The organism is Tsukamurella sp. DT100, assembly GCF_049844855.1.
Lineage (GTDB): Bacteria > Actinomycetota > Actinomycetes > Mycobacteriales > Mycobacteriaceae > Tsukamurella.
The window spans coordinates 81,195-96,584 of sequence record NZ_JBNCLV010000003.1 but is presented as its reverse complement, the minus strand read 5'-3'; the positions used below and the strand labels follow the sequence as shown (position 1 = coordinate 96,584).

General features: G+C 71.0%; 14 protein-coding genes. 7 read left to right on the top strand and 7 right to left on the bottom strand.

What is annotated here, in order from left to right; genetic code table 11:
- Positions 1 to 32: 32 nt before the first annotated feature.
- A complete protein-coding gene (locus ACLQ3K_RS07625) occupies positions 33 to 1,052 on the top strand; it encodes an LLM class F420-dependent oxidoreductase (protein WP_425998284.1) in 1,020 nt (339 codons plus the stop codon).
- A gap of 3 nt (positions 1,053 to 1,055) precedes the next feature.
- Here the strand turns inward: ACLQ3K_RS07625 and ACLQ3K_RS07620 are convergent, their stop codons facing one another.
- Genes ACLQ3K_RS07620 through ACLQ3K_RS07610 form a run of 3 tightly spaced genes read right to left on the bottom strand, consistent with a single transcriptional unit; the run spans position 1,056 to position 3,357 of the window.
- Positions 1,056 to 1,742, bottom strand: a complete 687-nt coding sequence (locus ACLQ3K_RS07620) for a hypothetical protein (protein ID WP_425998282.1) — start codon at positions 1,740 to 1,742, stop codon at positions 1,056 to 1,058.
- Between the two features lie 9 nt (positions 1,743 to 1,751).
- Complete coding sequence (locus ACLQ3K_RS07615; RefSeq protein ID WP_425998280.1) at positions 1,752 to 2,249, bottom strand: pyridoxamine 5'-phosphate oxidase family protein; 498 nt, start codon at positions 2,247 to 2,249, stop codon at positions 1,752 to 1,754.
- A 4-nt stretch (positions 2,250 to 2,253) separates the two neighbouring features.
- Complete coding sequence (locus tag ACLQ3K_RS07610; protein WP_425998278.1) at positions 2,254 to 3,357, bottom strand: NAD(P)H-dependent flavin oxidoreductase; 1,104 nt, start codon at positions 3,355 to 3,357, stop codon at positions 2,254 to 2,256.
- 117 nt (positions 3,358 to 3,474) lie between these two features.
- Here ACLQ3K_RS07610 and ACLQ3K_RS07605 point away from each other — a divergent pair, with 117 nt between their 5' ends.
- Positions 3,475 to 4,272: a crotonase/enoyl-CoA hydratase family protein gene (locus tag ACLQ3K_RS07605; protein WP_425998276.1), complete on the top strand. Its 798-nt coding sequence runs from the start codon at positions 3,475 to 3,477 to the stop codon at positions 4,270 to 4,272.
- A gap of 84 nt (positions 4,273 to 4,356) precedes the next feature.
- Here the strand turns inward: ACLQ3K_RS07605 and ACLQ3K_RS07600 are convergent, their stop codons facing one another.
- Positions 4,357 to 5,910: an AMP-binding protein gene (locus ACLQ3K_RS07600; RefSeq protein WP_425998274.1), complete on the bottom strand. Its 1,554-nt coding sequence runs from the start codon at positions 5,908 to 5,910 to the stop codon at positions 4,357 to 4,359.
- A 162-nt stretch (positions 5,911 to 6,072) separates the two neighbouring features.
- Between ACLQ3K_RS07600 and ACLQ3K_RS07595 the strand changes: the two genes are divergently transcribed.
- The 3 genes from ACLQ3K_RS07595 to ACLQ3K_RS07585 are packed head-to-tail and all read left to right on the top strand — an operon-like array spanning position 6,073 to position 9,250.
- Positions 6,073 to 7,002 (top strand): Zn-ribbon domain-containing OB-fold protein, encoded by a 930-nt coding sequence (locus ACLQ3K_RS07595; protein ID WP_425998963.1) that lies wholly within the window; start codon positions 6,073 to 6,075, stop codon positions 7,000 to 7,002.
- The gene (locus ACLQ3K_RS07590; protein WP_425998272.1) at positions 6,999 to 8,078 is read left to right on the top strand and encodes a thiolase domain-containing protein; all 1,080 of its coding nucleotides are present in this window, start codon (positions 6,999 to 7,001) and stop codon (positions 8,076 to 8,078) included. Before ACLQ3K_RS07595 ends, ACLQ3K_RS07590 begins: the two co-directional genes overlap by 4 nt.
- Complete coding sequence (locus ACLQ3K_RS07585) at positions 8,078 to 9,250, top strand: thiolase domain-containing protein (protein WP_425998270.1); 1,173 nt, start codon at positions 8,078 to 8,080, stop codon at positions 9,248 to 9,250. Before ACLQ3K_RS07590 ends, ACLQ3K_RS07585 begins: the two co-directional genes overlap by 1 nt.
- A gap of 130 nt (positions 9,251 to 9,380) precedes the next feature.
- Here ACLQ3K_RS07585 and ACLQ3K_RS07580 read toward each other — a convergent pair whose 3' ends face one another.
- Entirely contained in the window at positions 9,381 to 10,517 is a 1,137-nt protein-coding gene (locus tag ACLQ3K_RS07580) for an MFS transporter (protein ID WP_425998268.1), read from the bottom strand.
- 253 nt (positions 10,518 to 10,770) lie between these two features.
- Positions 10,771 to 11,994 (bottom strand): cytochrome P450, encoded by a 1,224-nt coding sequence (locus tag ACLQ3K_RS07575; RefSeq protein WP_224645357.1) that lies wholly within the window; start codon positions 11,992 to 11,994, stop codon positions 10,771 to 10,773.
- A 246-nt stretch (positions 11,995 to 12,240) separates the two neighbouring features.
- Here ACLQ3K_RS07575 and ACLQ3K_RS07570 point away from each other — a divergent pair, with 246 nt between their 5' ends.
- Positions 12,241 to 13,401, top strand: coding sequence for a steroid 3-ketoacyl-CoA thiolase (locus ACLQ3K_RS07570; RefSeq protein ID WP_425998266.1), 1,161 nt, complete (start codon positions 12,241 to 12,243; stop codon positions 13,399 to 13,401).
- 4 nt (positions 13,402 to 13,405) lie between these two features.
- Positions 13,406 to 14,383, top strand: a complete 978-nt coding sequence (locus ACLQ3K_RS07565; protein WP_224645359.1) for an NAD-dependent epimerase/dehydratase family protein — start codon at positions 13,406 to 13,408, stop codon at positions 14,381 to 14,383.
- A gap of 90 nt (positions 14,384 to 14,473) precedes the next feature.
- Here the strand turns inward: ACLQ3K_RS07565 and ACLQ3K_RS07560 are convergent, their stop codons facing one another.
- Positions 14,474 to 15,379 (bottom strand): SDR family oxidoreductase, encoded by a 906-nt coding sequence (locus ACLQ3K_RS07560; RefSeq protein ID WP_336670906.1) that lies wholly within the window; start codon positions 15,377 to 15,379, stop codon positions 14,474 to 14,476.
- Positions 15,380 to 15,390: the final 11 nt, after the last annotated feature.

Below are 15,390 nucleotides of genomic sequence, written 5' to 3'. Positions count from 1 at the left end.
CCAAACCCTAGAACTTGTTCTAGATTCGAGGAATGGTCAACGATCTCAATCTGGGCATCAACCTCGGCTACTGGACCCGTGGGCCGGAGGACCACACCGCGGCCGTGGTCGCGGCCGACGATCTCGGCTACGACTACGTCTTCACCGCCGAGGCCTACGGCTCCGACGCCTTCTCGACGCTGGCCTGGTACGGGGCCCGGACGAAGCGGATCAAGCTGGGCACCGCCGTGGCCCAGATCCCCGCCCGGACGCCCACCGCGACCGCCATGCACGCCCTGACGATCGACGGCCTCTCCGGCGGCCGCATGGTGCTCGGCCTCGGCGCCTCCGGGCCGCAGGTCGCCGAGGGCTGGTACGGGAACCCCTTCCCCAAGCCGCTCGCCCGCACGCGCGAGTACGTCGACATCGTGCGCCAGGTGATCGCCCGGGAGGAGCCCGTGACCAGCGCGGGCCCGCACTACCCACTACCCCTGCCGGGTGGCACCGGACTGGGCAAGCCGCTGAAATCCATCGCCCTGCCCGTGCGGCCGCGGATCCCGATCTTCCTCGGCGCGGAGGGGCCGAAGAACGTCGCGCTGTCGACCGAGATCGCCGACGGCTGGCTTCCGCTGTTCGTCGATCCGCAGCAGGTCGAGACCGTCTTCGGCGAATCCCTCGCCGGCCGCTCCGCGGACTTCGAGATCGCCGCGACCGTCTCGGTGATCGTCTCCGACGACCTCGACGCCGCCCTGACCCAGGCGAAGATCCCACTCGCCTTCTACATCGGCGGCATGGGCCACAAGTCGACGAACTTCCACCTCGACCTCATCGGGCGGCTCGGCTTCGCCGATGCCGCGGTGGCGGTGCAGGAGAAGTTCCTCGCCGGCGACCGCGCGGGCGCCATCGGCGCGGTCCCGGACGAGCTCGCCGACTCCATCGCCCTCCTCGGGCCGATCGACCGGATCGCCGAACGCCTCGCGCTGTGGCGGGACTCCCCCGTCACGACGGTGCTGTTCAGCGGCGTGCGCGACGAGCCCACACTGCGCGCCCTGGTCGACGCCGCCCGGGGCTGAGCGTCAACGACGCCCGAACGTGAAAGCGAGGTCCCAGGGGTCCGCCTCCCAGCGGCTGATCGCCTCGATCATCACGGTCGGGGCGGTCGCCACGGTCTCCGGGCTCGACGGTGCGCTGATCGTCGCGGTCCGGTCCCACTCGTCGATGTAGGGCGCCCAGAGGTCGGAGTCCCGCGGCGGGGGCGCGGTCTCGACCACGGTGACGAAGACGCCGGGCTCGGCGCCCGCCGGGAGCACCGCGAACAGGCAGAACGGCTCGCGCTTCGCGTCGCGCGCGCCGCGTTCGACCACGAGGTACTCGTCGGTGGCGGCGCAGTGCTCGACCGCCCGGGTCAGCACCTCGCGGAAGTCCTCGAAGGTCGAGCGGGAGGACCGTTTCTCCGGCGCGAGGGCGATGGACTGCGCCTCCATCGTGAGGCTCCCGTCGCCCGCTCGGAGCGGGACGCGGGGCCGCACGAGGAGCGCACCGTCGGCCTCGGACAGCCGGGCCGCCTCGCGGTACCGGCCCTCCTTGCGGGCGACCCGGCCGATGCGGCCCGTCCCCTGGACCTCGCGGAGCCAGGCATCGTCGGGCACCGACCAGAGGCGCGAGGAACCGTCGTCCGACCAGGTCCGCACGAGCCCCCCGACGCAGGGGCTGATCTCGACGAAGCCGTCGGCGTCGTCCGACTGCGCATGCGATCCGGGCATCATCCGCCCCTACAGGTACGCCGCAGTGCTTCCGCCGACCGGCAGTTCGGGCATGCCGAGCTTGCGGTGGTCCCAGGAGCGCACGCGGCCGCCGCGCAGGCGCACCGCGACGCGCTTCTTCATCATCTCGTCGATCGCCGGCTTGAGCTCCTCGGAGTACGGACCGAAGTAGCGCTCGTAGACCTGCTCGCAGACCGCGCGCACCGTCGCCTCGTCCTCGACGATCTCGGCGGTGCCCTCGATGGTGACACCGCGCAGCTGGTCGTACGACTGCCCGGCCTCGATCGAGGCGCTCATGACGGGATTGCGGCGCAGGTTCACGACCTTCTGCGACTTGGCCTTCGTCTCGATCCACAGGTCGCCGTCGATCACGGCGTACCACATGGCGACGAGGTGCGGCGCCCCGCTCGCGCCCAGGGTGGCGATGGTGGCGGTGCGGCTGCGCTCGAGGAAGTCCCCGATCTCCGCCTCGGTCATCTGGATCGTGCCGCGCTGATTCGTTCCCATGGGGTCAGCGTGCCAGGTTCAGGCGGTCGACGGCATCCTCGAAGTCACCGACGAGCTCCGCCATGATCTCGGCGACGGGGCGCACGGCGTTCATCCGGCCGACGATCTGCCCCACCGGCATGGCGACGACCGACGGATCGCCCGAGGCGTGGATCCGGCTGTGCGCCTCCCCCACCAGTAGGTTCTGCAGGGGCATGGGCAGGGCCGACGGTGCGCCCGGCTGCTCCCAGGCCTGCGTCCACCGGGTCTTGAGCAGGCGGGCGGGCTTGCCGGAGAAGATCCGGGTGCGCACGGTGTCGGCGCTCGTCGCGGCGACCAGGGCGTCCTGCATGGTCTGCGATTTCGTGTGCGTCTCGAGGTACTCGGTGGTGGTGAGCCAGTAGGACCCCATCCACACCCCCTCGGCGCCCAGCGCCAGGGCGGCGGCGATCTGCCGCCCGGAGCCGATGCCGCCCGCCGCGACGACGGTCGCGTCCTCGCCCACCTCGTCGACGATCTCCGGGAGCAGCACCATCGACGCGATCTCGCCGGTGTGGCCGCCCGCCTCGTAGCCCTGCGCGATGACGATGTCGACGCCGTTGTCGACGTGGGCGCGGGCGTGCTTGGCGCGGCCGGCGAGCGCGGCGACCTTGACGCCGTGCTCGTGCGCGGCATCGATAACGTCCTTCGGCGGCGAGCCGAGGGCGTTGGCGATCAACGCGATCCGATGCTTGAGCGCGACGTCGACGTGCGAGCGGGCCACCGAGTGCAGCCAGCCGAGCACGCCCGCGCCGGCGGCACCGTCGGGCAGCTCCGGCACGCCGAGCTCGCGCAGCGTCCGCTCGACGAAGGCCCGGTGCTCCTCGGGGATGAGCTCGGTGAGATCGCCCGCGCTGCCCTCGGTGGGCACCTTGTTGGGCATGACGATGTCGACGCCGTAGGGCCGGCCGTCGGTGTTGGCGTCCATCCAGTCGAGGACGGTGTCGAGCTCGTCGGGGTCGTTGAACCGGACGCAGCCGAGGACGCCGAGGCCGCCGGCCCGGGAGACCGCCGCGGCCACGTGCTCCGACGGGGTGAAAGCGATGACCGGGTACTGGATGCCCAGGTCCTCGCACAGGGGTGTGCGCATGAATCCTCCTGAAGACTTCTTTCCTCCAAACTAGAACCTGTTACTGTTCGAGGAAGCGGATTCCCGCAATTGCCGATCCTCGTCTCGGTGAGGATCCTCGAACCAGGAGCTTTCGCCATGACCGATGACGCCCCGCACGCGATCGTCGAGCAGCGCGGCCACACGCTGCTCATCACGATGAACCGGCCGGAACGCAAGAACGCGCTCACCGGCGAGATGCTGCAGATCCTCAGCGACGCGTGGGACCGCATCGACGCCGACCCCGAGATCCGCAGCGCGGTGCTCACCGGCGCAGGCGGCGCGTTCTGCGCCGGGGCGGACCTGAAGAACATGGCGAAGTCGAACCCCGGCGAGGCCATGAAGGAGGGCAGCGCCTTCGACCCGGCCCGGATCCCCGGCCTGATCAAGGGCCGCCGACCCGGCAAGCCGCTCATCGCCGCGGTCGAGGGCGCCGCGATCGCCGGCGGCACGGAGATCCTGCAGGGCACCGACATCCGCGTCGCGGGCGAGAGCGCGAAGTTCGGCGTCTCCGAGGCGAAGTGGAGCCTCTACCCGATGGGCGGCTCCGCCGTCCGGCTGCCGCGGCAGATCCCGTACACGGTGGCGGCGGACCTGCTGCTCACCGGCCGGCACATCACCGCGGCGGAGGCCAAGGAGTACGGGCTGATCGGCCACGTCGTACCCGACGGTGGCGCGCTGGACAAGGCGCTGGAGCTGGCCGAGCTGATCAACGCGAACGGCCCCCTGGCGGTGCAGGCGATGCTGCGCACCATGCGCGCCACCGAGGGCATGCACGAGGAGGAGGCCTTCGCGATCGACGCGAAGGAGGGCCTGCCCGTGTTCCTCTCCCGCGACGCCAAGGAGGGCCCGCGCGCCTTCGCCGAGAAGCGCACCCCGGTCTTCGAGGGCCGCTGACCCGCTTCGCCGCGGCGATTGCACGACGTTCTGGAGAATCCGACCTGCGGGTTTGCTCTCCAGAACGTCGTTCAATTCCAGTGATCAGGCGTACTGGGCGCGGAGGGCCTTCTTGTCCGGCTTGCCGAGCGGGCTGACGGGGATGGACTCGACGAGGTCGACGGTCTTCGGGGTGTAGACGGCGCCCTTGCGGTCGCGGACCAGGTCGCGCAGCTCCTCGACATCGACGGTCGCGCCGGCGCGCGGCACCACGACGGCCTTGACCGCCTCGCCCCACTTCTCGTCGGGCACGCCGATCACCGCCACGGAGGCGACGGACGGGTGCGTCGAGATCACGTCCTCGACCTCGCGCGGGAAGACGTTGAAGCCGCCGGTGACCACCATGTCCTTCTTCCGATCGACGATGTAGAGGTAGCCCTCGTCGTCGAACCGGCCGACGTCGCCCGTGTGCAGCCAGCCGTGCTCGGTGGCCTCGGCGGTCTGCTCCGGCTTGTTCAGGTAGCCCTGCATCACCAGGGGCCCCCGCACGCAGATCTCCCCCGGCGCACCGGGTTCGACGGGGCGCCCCGCATCGTCGAGTAGGGCGACGTTCACCCACGGGACGGGCTTGCCGCAGCTCGCCAACCGCTCCGGCTTCGACGGATCGTGGTCGCCGCGGCGCAGCACGGAGATCGTCATGGGGCACTCGGCCTGGCCGTAGAACTGGAAGAACACGGGCCCGATGCGCTCGATCGCCTCTGTCAACCGGGTCGGCGAGATCGCGGACGCGCCGTAGAAGACGGTCTCCAGACTGGAGAGGTCGTAGTCGCCGAACTTCGGGTGGTCCAGCAGCGCGTAGATCATGGTGGGCACCAGCATCGTCGCGGTGATCCGGTACTTCTCGATCGCCGCCAGCACGGCCTCCGGCTCGAACCGGGGCAGCACGACCATCGAGCCGCCGGCCATCGAGGTCGGGTTCCAGAAGGCACCGCCGGCGTGGCTGAGCGGGGCGCACACCAGGAACCGGATCTCCTCCGGCCATTCCCATTCCGTGCGCTGAATGCGCAGCAGCGCCGCGCCGCCCGAGTAGCTGAGCATGACGCCCTTGCTCTTGCCTGTGGTGCCACCGGTGTACGCGAGGCTCGCGGTCGACGACGGGTCGGCGGTGTGTGCGGCGAGCGGTCCGGGCTCGAAGCCGGCCGCGACGGCGGTGAGATCGACACCAGCCTCCGTGGGACCCAGGGAGAGCAGCGTTTTCAGCCCCGGCACCCGATCCCGCAGGTCCGCGGCGCGCTGCTCGTACAGCCGCGGGTCGTAGATCAGCGTCTCGATCCCCGCGTCCTCCATGACGTAGACGTGATCGTCGAGCGAGCCCATCGGGTGCAGCGCCGCGAAGCGGACGCCGGTGATCAGGTTGGTGGACTGGGCGATCAGCACCTCGTGCCGGTTGCCCGAGAGCATCGCGACGGGGCTGCCCACGCCGAGCCCGACGGAGGCGTACGCCTGCGCGTAGCGACTGACCTCGTCGCGCACCTGCGCGTAGGTCAGCACGGAGTCACCGTCGGGTCCGGTGACGTGGACGGCGACGCGGTCCGGGTAGGCGGCGAGGGAGCCGAGCAGGATGTCGCCGGCCAGCGGCTCGCGGTGCAGATCGTCCATGGAACACCTCGTGGATCGTTGCGGGAATACCGACGCGGAACGCGGTAGTAACTGTTTCCACGGTAAGGGCTGATCGCCGTTTCCGGGATACCCTTGCGCCAAAAAGTTAGAACATGTTTCACTCGTGAGGTGACCGCAGAACCGCAGACCCTCTCGGCGCCGATGCACCTGTCCTTCGACTACACCCGGTCGCTCGGACCGGTCCTGGGCGCGTTCATGACGAACCTCCGCGAGCGCCGCATCGTCGGCACGCGGGACGCGGCCGGGCGGGTGCACGTGCCCCCGCTGGAGTTCGATCCCGACACCACGGCCGCCCTCAGCGAGATCGTTCCCGTCTCCGACACCGGCACGGTGACCAGCTGGAGCTGGAACGCGCACCCGGTCGACGGGCAGCCCTTCGACCGGCCCTTCGCGTACGCCCTCATCAGGCTCGACGGTGCCGATACCTCGCTCCTGCACGCCGTCGACGTCGCCGGCCCCGAGCACATCTCGACCGGCATGCGGGTGCACGCCTGCTGGGCCGCAGAGACGACCGGCGCGATCGGCGACATCACGCACTTCGTTCCCGGAGAGGGCGACGGCGTCCCCGAGCTCGCCGCACCGTCGGGCGACCCGATCGGGGTCCTCGTCACCCCGGTCGCGCTGCGCCTCGAGCACTCCGCGTCCGTGCCGGAGACCCGGTACCTGCAGGCCCTCGCCGAGGGCCGGCTGCTGGGCCAGCGGTGCGGGACGTGCGGCAACGTCTACGTCCCGCCGCGCAACGCCTGCCCGATCGACGGCATCCCCACCACCGAGGAGGTCGACCTGCCGGACACCGGCGTGGTCACCACCTTCTGCGTGGTCAACGTGCCCTTCCAGGGGCAGCGGATCAAGCCGCCGTACGTCGCCGCCTACGTGCTGATCGACGGCGCCGATATCCCGTTCCTCCACCTCGTCCTCGGCTGCGACCCGTCCGAGGTGCGGATGGGCATGCGGGTGCGGGCCACCTGGAAGCCGCGCGAGGAGTGGACCGAGAGTCCCGGCAACATCTCGCACTTCGAACCGACCGGTGAGCCGGACGCCCCCTACTCCAGTTACGAGAAGCACCTGTGAGCACACGCACCTGCACCGATCCGGACGGCTCCGTCGCCGTCGTCGGCTACGCCGCCACCCCCTGGCTGCGCGCCGCCCAGACCACCACCAACGGCGTGGAGATGCTGATCCCGCTGTTCGCCGACGTCTTCGCCCAGACCGGTCTCACCAAGTCCGACATCGGATTCTGGTGCTCCGGCTCGTCGGACTACCTCGCGGGACGCGCGTTCTCGTTCATCGCCGCGATCGACTCCATCGGCGCCGTGCCGCCGATCAACGAGTCGCACGTGGAGATGGACGCCGCGTGGGCGCTGTACGAGGCGTGGGTGAAGATCCGCACCGGCGAGATCGACACAGCCCTCGTCTACGGCTTCGGCAAGTCCTCCGCCGGCGTGCTGCGTCGCACGCTGACCATGCAACTCGACCCGTACACCGTCGCGCCGCTGTGGCCCGATTCGGTGTCGGTCGCCGCGCTGCAGGCCCGCGCGGGCATCGACTCCGGCGCGTGGACCGAGGCCGACATGGCCGCGGTCGCCGCGCGCAGCCTCACCGACGCGACGGCGAACCCCGCGGCGCAGGTGTCGCGCACCGTCGACGCGGAGTCGTTGCTGGGCGAGCCGCTGTGGGCGGATCCGCTGCGCCGCCACGACATCGCGCCCGTCACCGACGGCGCCGCGGTCGCGATCCTGGCCTCGGCGGACCGTGCCCGCGAGATCCGGAAGAACCCCGCGTTCATCACCGGTCTCGAGCACCGGATCGACTCGCCCGCACTGGGCTCGCGCGATCTCACCCTCTCCCCGTCGACCACCGCCGCGGCCCGCGCCGCCGGAGCGGACGGCGTGCAGCTCGCCGAGCTGCACGCGCCGTTCACGCACCAGGAACTGATCCTGCGCAAGGCCATCGGGCTCGATGACGACGTGCGGATCAACCCGTCCGGCGGTGCGCTCGTGGGGAACCCGATGTTCTCCGCGGGCCTCGCCCGGATCGGCGAGGCCGCCCGCGCGGTGTGGAACGGCGACGCGGAACGCGTCCTGGCCCACGCCACGGGTGGACACGCCCTGCAGCAGAACCTGATCGCCGTGATGGAGGCCAAGTGATGGGCAAGCCCACCGCCGTACTCGGAACGGGCCAGACCCGTCACCGCGCCAAGCGCACCGATGTCTCGATGGCCGGCATGATCCGCGAAGCCGTCGACGCCGCGCTGCTCGATTCCGGCACCACCATGGCGGACATCGACGCCATCGTGATCGGCAAGGCGCCCGACATGTTCGAGGGCGTCATGATGCCCGAGCTGTTCCTCGCCGATGCGCTCGGCGCCGTGGGCAAACCCCTGCTGCGCGTGCACACCGCCGGCTCGGTCGGCGGTTCGACGGCCGCCGTCGCCGCGGCCCTGATCAAGTCGGGCGTGCACAAGCGCGTGCTGACGGTGGCGTGGGAGAAGCAGTCGGAGTCGAACGCCATGTGGGCGCTGTCGATCCCGGTTCCGTTCACGGTGCCCGTCGGCGCCGGCGCGGGCGGCTACTTCGCCCCGCACGTCCGCTCCTACATCCGGCGCTCGGGCGCGCCCTCGCACATCGGTGCGATGGTGGCGGTGAAGGACCGACGCAACGGCGCGCGGAACCCGCTGGCGCACCTGCACCAGCCCGACATCACGCTCGAGTCCGTGCAGGCGTCCCAGATGCTGTGGGACCCCATCCGCTTCGACGAGACGTGCCCGTCGTCCGACGGCGCCTGCGCCATCGTGCTCGGCGACGAGGAGGCGGCCGCCGCATCGGAGGCGGCCACCGGCAACCGCGTCGGCTGGGTGCTCGCGACCGCGATGCGCACCGAGCCCCTCGCCTACGCGGGCCGCGAGCACGTCAGCCCCCGCGCGGGCCAGGACGCCGCGGCCGCCCTGTGGCGCGACGCCGGGATCACCGATCCCCTGCGCCAGGTCGACGCCGCCGAGATCTACGTGCCCTTCTCCTGGTTCGAGCCGATGTGGCTGGAGAACCTCGGATTCGTCCCGGAGGGCGAGGGGTGGAAGCTCACCGAGTCCGGCGGTACCGAGATCGGCGGGGAACTGCCCGTGAATCCGTCGGGTGGCGTGCTCTCCTCCAACCCCATCGGCGCGTCCGGCATGATCCGCTTCGCCGAGGCCGCGAAGCAGGTCATGGGGCGGGCCGGGGACTACCAGGTCGACGGTGCCCGCACCGCCCTCGGCCATGCCTACGGCGGCGGCTCGCAGTATTTTTCGATGTGGTTGGTGGGCGCGGACAAGCCCGCCTGACGCCCGGCAGCGTTCCCCATACCTCTCGATGTGGCTGGTGGGTGCGGACAAGCCGGCCTGACGCCCGGCAGCGTTCCCCATACCTCTCGATGGGCTGGTGGGCGCGGACAAGCCGGCCTGACACCGGGCGTCAGGCCCTCCGGAGCAACACCGCGCCTCCCACCATCGCCGCGGCCACGACTGCCGCGGCGAAACCCGCGGGCCCCGCGATCCCTCCGAAGCCGGTGAGGGCGGCACCTGCGCCGACGGGACCCACCACCGCGCCCACATTGAGCGCGGCCGTCGCGTACGAGCCGGCCATTGTCGGCGCGGCATCCGCGGCGGAACCGATCGCGAGGGCGATCAGGGTCCCGCCGACGGCGAAGGCGAGCAGACCGGCCAGGGGCACGATCACCAGCAGGACGAGCGGCGCTCCGCCGCCGACGGCGAGCACCGCCCAAGCCCCCACCAGGAGCGGCGCGCCCGCAGCGAGGAGCGTCCGGGGTCGGGCGTCTGCAATCCGACCGACGATCGCGACTCCGACGCACGCGCCCGCCCCGAACAGCATCAGCACCAGCGGGATCCACGCCACCGACAGCACTTCCTCCACCGGGACTGCGAGGTAGGTCAGGGCGCCGAAGGTGCCCGCGTTCACCAGTGCGGTGAGGACGAGCACAGTGGCAGTCCGGCCGTCGCACAGCGCGACGAGTTCCTTTCGGAGCGAACGGCGCCCGCCGCCGACGGGATCGAGGGAAGCCGCTCCGAGGATCGCGAGGAAGGGCGGCACGCACAGCACTGCGACCGCCCAGAACAGGGCGCGCCACCCCGCCACGGCACCGACGGCCGCACCTGCCGGGACGCCCGCGACCATGGCGATGGTGGTCCCGGCGAGCAGCATCGACAGCGCTCGCGCCCGCCGCTCGGGCCCGACGGCCGCCGCGGCCACGGTGAACGCCACCGCGAGGAAGCCCGCGTTCGCGAACGCCGCCATCACGCGGGTCCCGAGCAGCACCGGAAGGGATGCCGTCAGCGCACCGACGACGTGCGCCATCGCGAACACCACAAGGAAGCCGAGCAAAGCTGAGCGGGGCGGCCACCGTCGCGCGAGCGCAGCGGTGACCGGGGCACCGACGACCATCCCCACCGCGAAGGCGGAGACCAGGCTCCCCGCGGTGGACGGGGTAACGGCGAGGTCCGCGGCGAGAGCCGGCAACACCCCGGCGAGCATGAATTCGGAGGTACCCATCGCGAAGACGGCGAGGGCGAGGAACAGGACGAGTCGAGGCACGGGGCACTCCTGGGACGAGGGAAACGAGGGATCGTCTCCGGTCGCCGCGGCCGACTCGGGCCCGCGGATCAGCGCGCGAGGGCGCGGTTCTGCACGGGGTCGGCGGCGGGACCGGCGACCCCTTCCTCATGCGATTCCGGTGTGCTCACCCCGCCACGCTAACCCGTGGGCCCACCCAGAAGCCACCGGTTTCCGGCCCGCACCACGACGAAGCCCCCGGGAGATTCCCGGGGGCTTCGACGTGGGTGCATCGCTACTCGTAGGCGACCTTCCAATGCTTGATGCCGTTGAGCCAGCCGGACCGCAGGCGCTGCGGGGGCTCCAGCTCGCGCAGGTTCGGCATGACGTCCGCGATGGCCTTGAACATGAGGTCCATCTCCAGCCGAGCGAGGTTCGCGCCCACGCAGTGGTGGGTGCCGGAGCCGCCGAATCCGACGTGCGGGTTCGGATCGCGCAGGATGTTGAACGTGTACGGATCCTCGAAGGCGTCCTCGTCGAAGTTCGCCGAGGCGTAGAACAGCGCCACGCGCTGCCCCTTCTTGATCGTCTGCTCACCGAGCTGGACGTCCTCGAGCGCGGTCCGCTGGAACACCGACACCGGCGTCGCCCAACGCACGATCTCGTCGGGGGCGGTGCGCGGTCGCTGCTCCTTGTAGATCTCCCACTGATCGGGGTGGTCGACGAAGGCCTTCATGCCGTGGCTGATGGCGTTGCGGGTGGTCTCGTTGCCGGCGACGGCGAGGAGCAGCACGAAGAAGGCGAACTCGTCACTGCCGAGTCCGTCGCCGTCGATGTCCGCCTGTACGAGCGTGGTCACGATGTCGTCCATCGGACACTTCCGGCGCTCCTCCGCGAGGTTCCACGAGTAGCCGGTGAACTCGGTCATCGCGGTGAGGTAGTCGCCCTCGAACTCGGGGTCGTCGTAGGCCATCATCGAGTTCGACCAGTCGAAGAGCTTCTTGCGGTCCTCCTGCGGCACGCCGAGCAACTCGGCGATCGCCTGCAGCGGCAGCTCGCTGGCGACCTGCTCGACGAAGTCGCCGCCGCCCGCCTTGCGGGCCTCGTGCACGATCTGCTCGGCCCGCTCTGCCAGCGCGTCGTGCAGGGACTGCACCGCCTTCGGGGTGAATCCCCGCGAGATGATGCGCCGCGTCTTGGTGTGCTGCGGCGGGTCCATGTTGAGCAGCAGCATCCGCTGCATGTCGATCTGCTCGCGCTCGATCTCGGGACCGAACCGGACGATCGCGCCGTTCTCCCAGTTGGAGTACTGCTTCGGGTTCCGCGAGATGGCCTTGATGTCCTCCAGCTTGGACACCACCCAGAAGCCACCGTCATCGAACCCCGTGGTGCCGGGCGGTATGTCCTGCCACCAGACCGGCGCCGATCGCCGCAGCTCGGCGAATTCTGCCTCGGGCCGCCGCTCCGACCACAGGTCGGGGCTGGTGAAATCGAACCCCGCGGGGAAGTGCACGCTCACGCCGCCTCCTCAAGCGTCTCCACCCGGTCTCTGGCCAGGCGTATCTGAAACATGTTCTACTCATTGAAGCACAGACCGTCCGCTCGTGAGCTAGATTGCGAAGGACGCTGGTTGCACAGCAGTTACACAGGGACGAACCAGTCGCGGCGCCACCGCATGAGGCTCGACAGAGCCGGAGATCGGCGCCACAATCGAGAACGTGCTCTACCCAATCGGGGCGAGCCGAGAATGTGAGGAACGATCGATATGGGCATCCCCGTCATCGTCGACGCCGTCCGCAGCCCCATCGGCAAGCGGGGCGGCTGGCTGAGCGGACTGCATCCCGCCGAGCTCCTCGGTGGCACCGTCACCGCACTCCTCGAGCACGCAGGCGTCGACGCCGCGCAGGTCGAGCAGATCATCGGCGGTAACGTCACCCAGGCCGGCGAGCAGGCCGGGAACATCACGCGCACGGCCTGGCTCAACGCCGGCCTGCCCGAGCTGACCGGCGCCACCACGATCGACGCGCAGTGCGGCTCCGCGCAGCAGGCCACGGGCCTGATCGCGGGTCTCATCGCCACCGACGCGATCGAGGTCGGCGTCTCGTGCGGCGTCGAGTCCATGAGTCGCATCCCGCTGGGCGCGAACCGGCCGGAGGGCCTCGGCAACTCCCGACCCCCGTCGTGGACCATCGACATGCCCAACCAGTTCCTCGCCGCCGAGCGGATCGCCGAGCGCCGCGGCCTCACCCGCGAGGACATCGACGCCTTCGGCCTCGCTTCCCAGCGCAAGGCCCTGCAGGCCTGGCAGGAGGGTCGCTTCGACCGCGAGGTCGTCTCGCTCAAGGCGCCCGCCATGGCCGACGGTGCGCCCACCGGCGAGACGATCGAGGTCTCCCGCGACCAGGGGCCGCGCGAGAGCACCGCGGAGGGCCTCGCCAAGCTCAAGCCCATGCTCGACGGGGGCCGGCACACCGCGGGAACCTCCTCCCAGGTCTCCGACGGTGCCGCCGCCGTCCTGCTCATGGACTCCGACCGCGCCGCCGCGCTCGGCCTGAAGCCGCGCGCCCGGATCGTCTCGCAGGCCCTCGTCGGCGGAGAGCCGTACTACCACCTCGACGGCCCGATCCGCGCCACCGAGCGCGTGCTCGAGCGCTCCGGCCGCTCGCTGAGCGACATCGACCTGTTCGAGGTCAACGAGGCCTTCGCCTCCGTCGTGCTGTCCTGGCAGCAGGTCATCGGCCCCGACCCGGACAAGGTCAACGTCAACGGCGGCGCCATCGCGCTCGGACATCCGGTCGGCTCCACCGGCGCCCGCCTCATCACCACCGCGCTGCACGAGCTGGAGCGCCGGGACGCGTCGACGGCCCTCATCGCGATGTGCTGCGGCGGCGCGATGGCCACCGGCACCATCATCGAGCGGATCTGAGCCGATGCGCGTAGCAGTCACCGGCGCGGCCGGATTCGTCGGCGGGAACCTCCTGCAGCAGCTCGTCGAGCAGGGGCACGAGGTGGTCGCGATCGACCGCACCAGCTCGCCGCACGCCCCGGAGGGCGTGCGCTGGGTGCAGGCCAGCGTGCTCGAGCCCGCCGAGATGCGCGCGGCGCTCGAGGGCGTGGAGGTGGTCTACCACCTGGTCGCCATGATCACCCTGCGGATGCAGGACGAGGCCGCGTGGCGACTGAACACGGAGGGCGTGCGCGTTGTCGCTCGCGCGGCGCTGGACGCGGGCGTGCGGAAGATGGTGCACCTGAGCTCCATCCACGCCTTCGACCAGGATCTCGTCGACGTCATCGACGAGACGGCGCCGCGGTCCGAGCGCCCCGAGATCCCCGTCTACGACCGGTCCAAGTGGGCGGGCGAGCAGGAGCTCCGCAAGGTCATCGACGACGGCCTGGACGCCACCGTCTGCAACCCCACCGGTGTGTGGGGGCCCGCCGATCACGGTGCCGCGCTCTCGCGCCTGAACCGCCTCGCGCACACCGCGGCCCGCGGCCGGATGCCCGCCTTCGTCTCCAAGGCCGGCTTCGACCTGGTCGACGTGCGCGACGTGGCGACGGGCGTGATGCTCGCGGCCGAGAAGGGCCGCACGGGCGAGAACTACCTCCTGGGCGGCGAATTCGCGCCGATCATCGATGCGATGCGGCTCTCGGCGCAGGCCGCCGGCAAGTCCGGGCCGAGGGTGGCCGTGCCCATCGGGGCGCTCGCCGCCATCATGCCCGTCCTGGAGCCCATCAATGCCCGGCTCGGGTCGGACGTGCTGTCCAAGGCGGCCCTCGGCCCGCTCTTCGCGTCGCCGCTCGTCGATATCAGCAAGGCCCGCAACGAACTCGGCTACGCGCCGCGCGCGATGGCGACCACCGCCGCCGAACTGGTGCGGTTCTTCGCGGAGTCCGGCCGGCTCGACTGACCCCACAGACTCGGCACACCCCCTCGCCGAGACGCGGCCGGCCGCGCGGAGATCCCCTCCCGCGCGGCCGGCATCGTCGTTTCTCGGGGATCAGGCCCCGTACACGGGCTCCGGCGCCGGCCCCTCGGCGATCAATTCGCGCACGACGGTACCCAGTTCCGACGGCGCCCAACGGGCGCCCTTGTCGCGCTGCGGGCCGTGCCGCCAGGCCTGCGCGACGGACACCTTGCCGCCCTCGACCTCGAACACCCGGCCCGTGACATCGGCGGACTCGACGCTGCCGAGCCACACCACCAGCGGCGAGATGTTCTCGGGCGCCATCGCGTCGAAACCGCCCTCGGGCGCGGCCATGTCGTCGGCGAAGGTCACCTCGGTCATGCGGGTGCGCGCGGCGGGCGCGATCGCGTTGACGGTGATGCCGTAGCGCCCCATCTCGGCGGCGGCCTGGATCGTCATCTCGGCGATGCCCGCCTTGGCGGCGGCGTAGTTGCCCTGGCCCACACTGCCGAGCAGGCCGGCGCCGGAACTGGTGTTGATCACCCGGGCGTCGGGCTGCCGCCCCGCCTTGGACTCGTCGCGCCAGTAGCCCGCCGCGTGGCGCAGCATCGCGAAGTGCCCCTTGAGGTGCACCCGGGTCACCGCGTCCCACTCCGCCTCGGACATGTTCACCAGCATCCGATCGCGGAGGAAGCCCGCGTTGTTCACCAGCACGTCCAGCCGGCCGAACTCGTCGATCGCGCTGCGCACCAGCGCCTGCGCTCCGTCCCAGTCCGCGACGTCGGAGGCGTTCGCGATCGCGCGGCCGCCCGCGGCACGGATCTCATCCACGACCTGCTGGGCGGGGCCCGACGAGGCGTCCGCGCCGTCGAGCCCGACGCCGTAGTCGTTGACCACCACGGCCGCGCCCTCCGCGGCGTAGGCCAGTGCGTGTGCGCGGCCGATGCCGCGGCCCGCGCCGGTGACGATGACGACGCGACCGTCGACGATTCCTGTCATTGTTCTTCTCC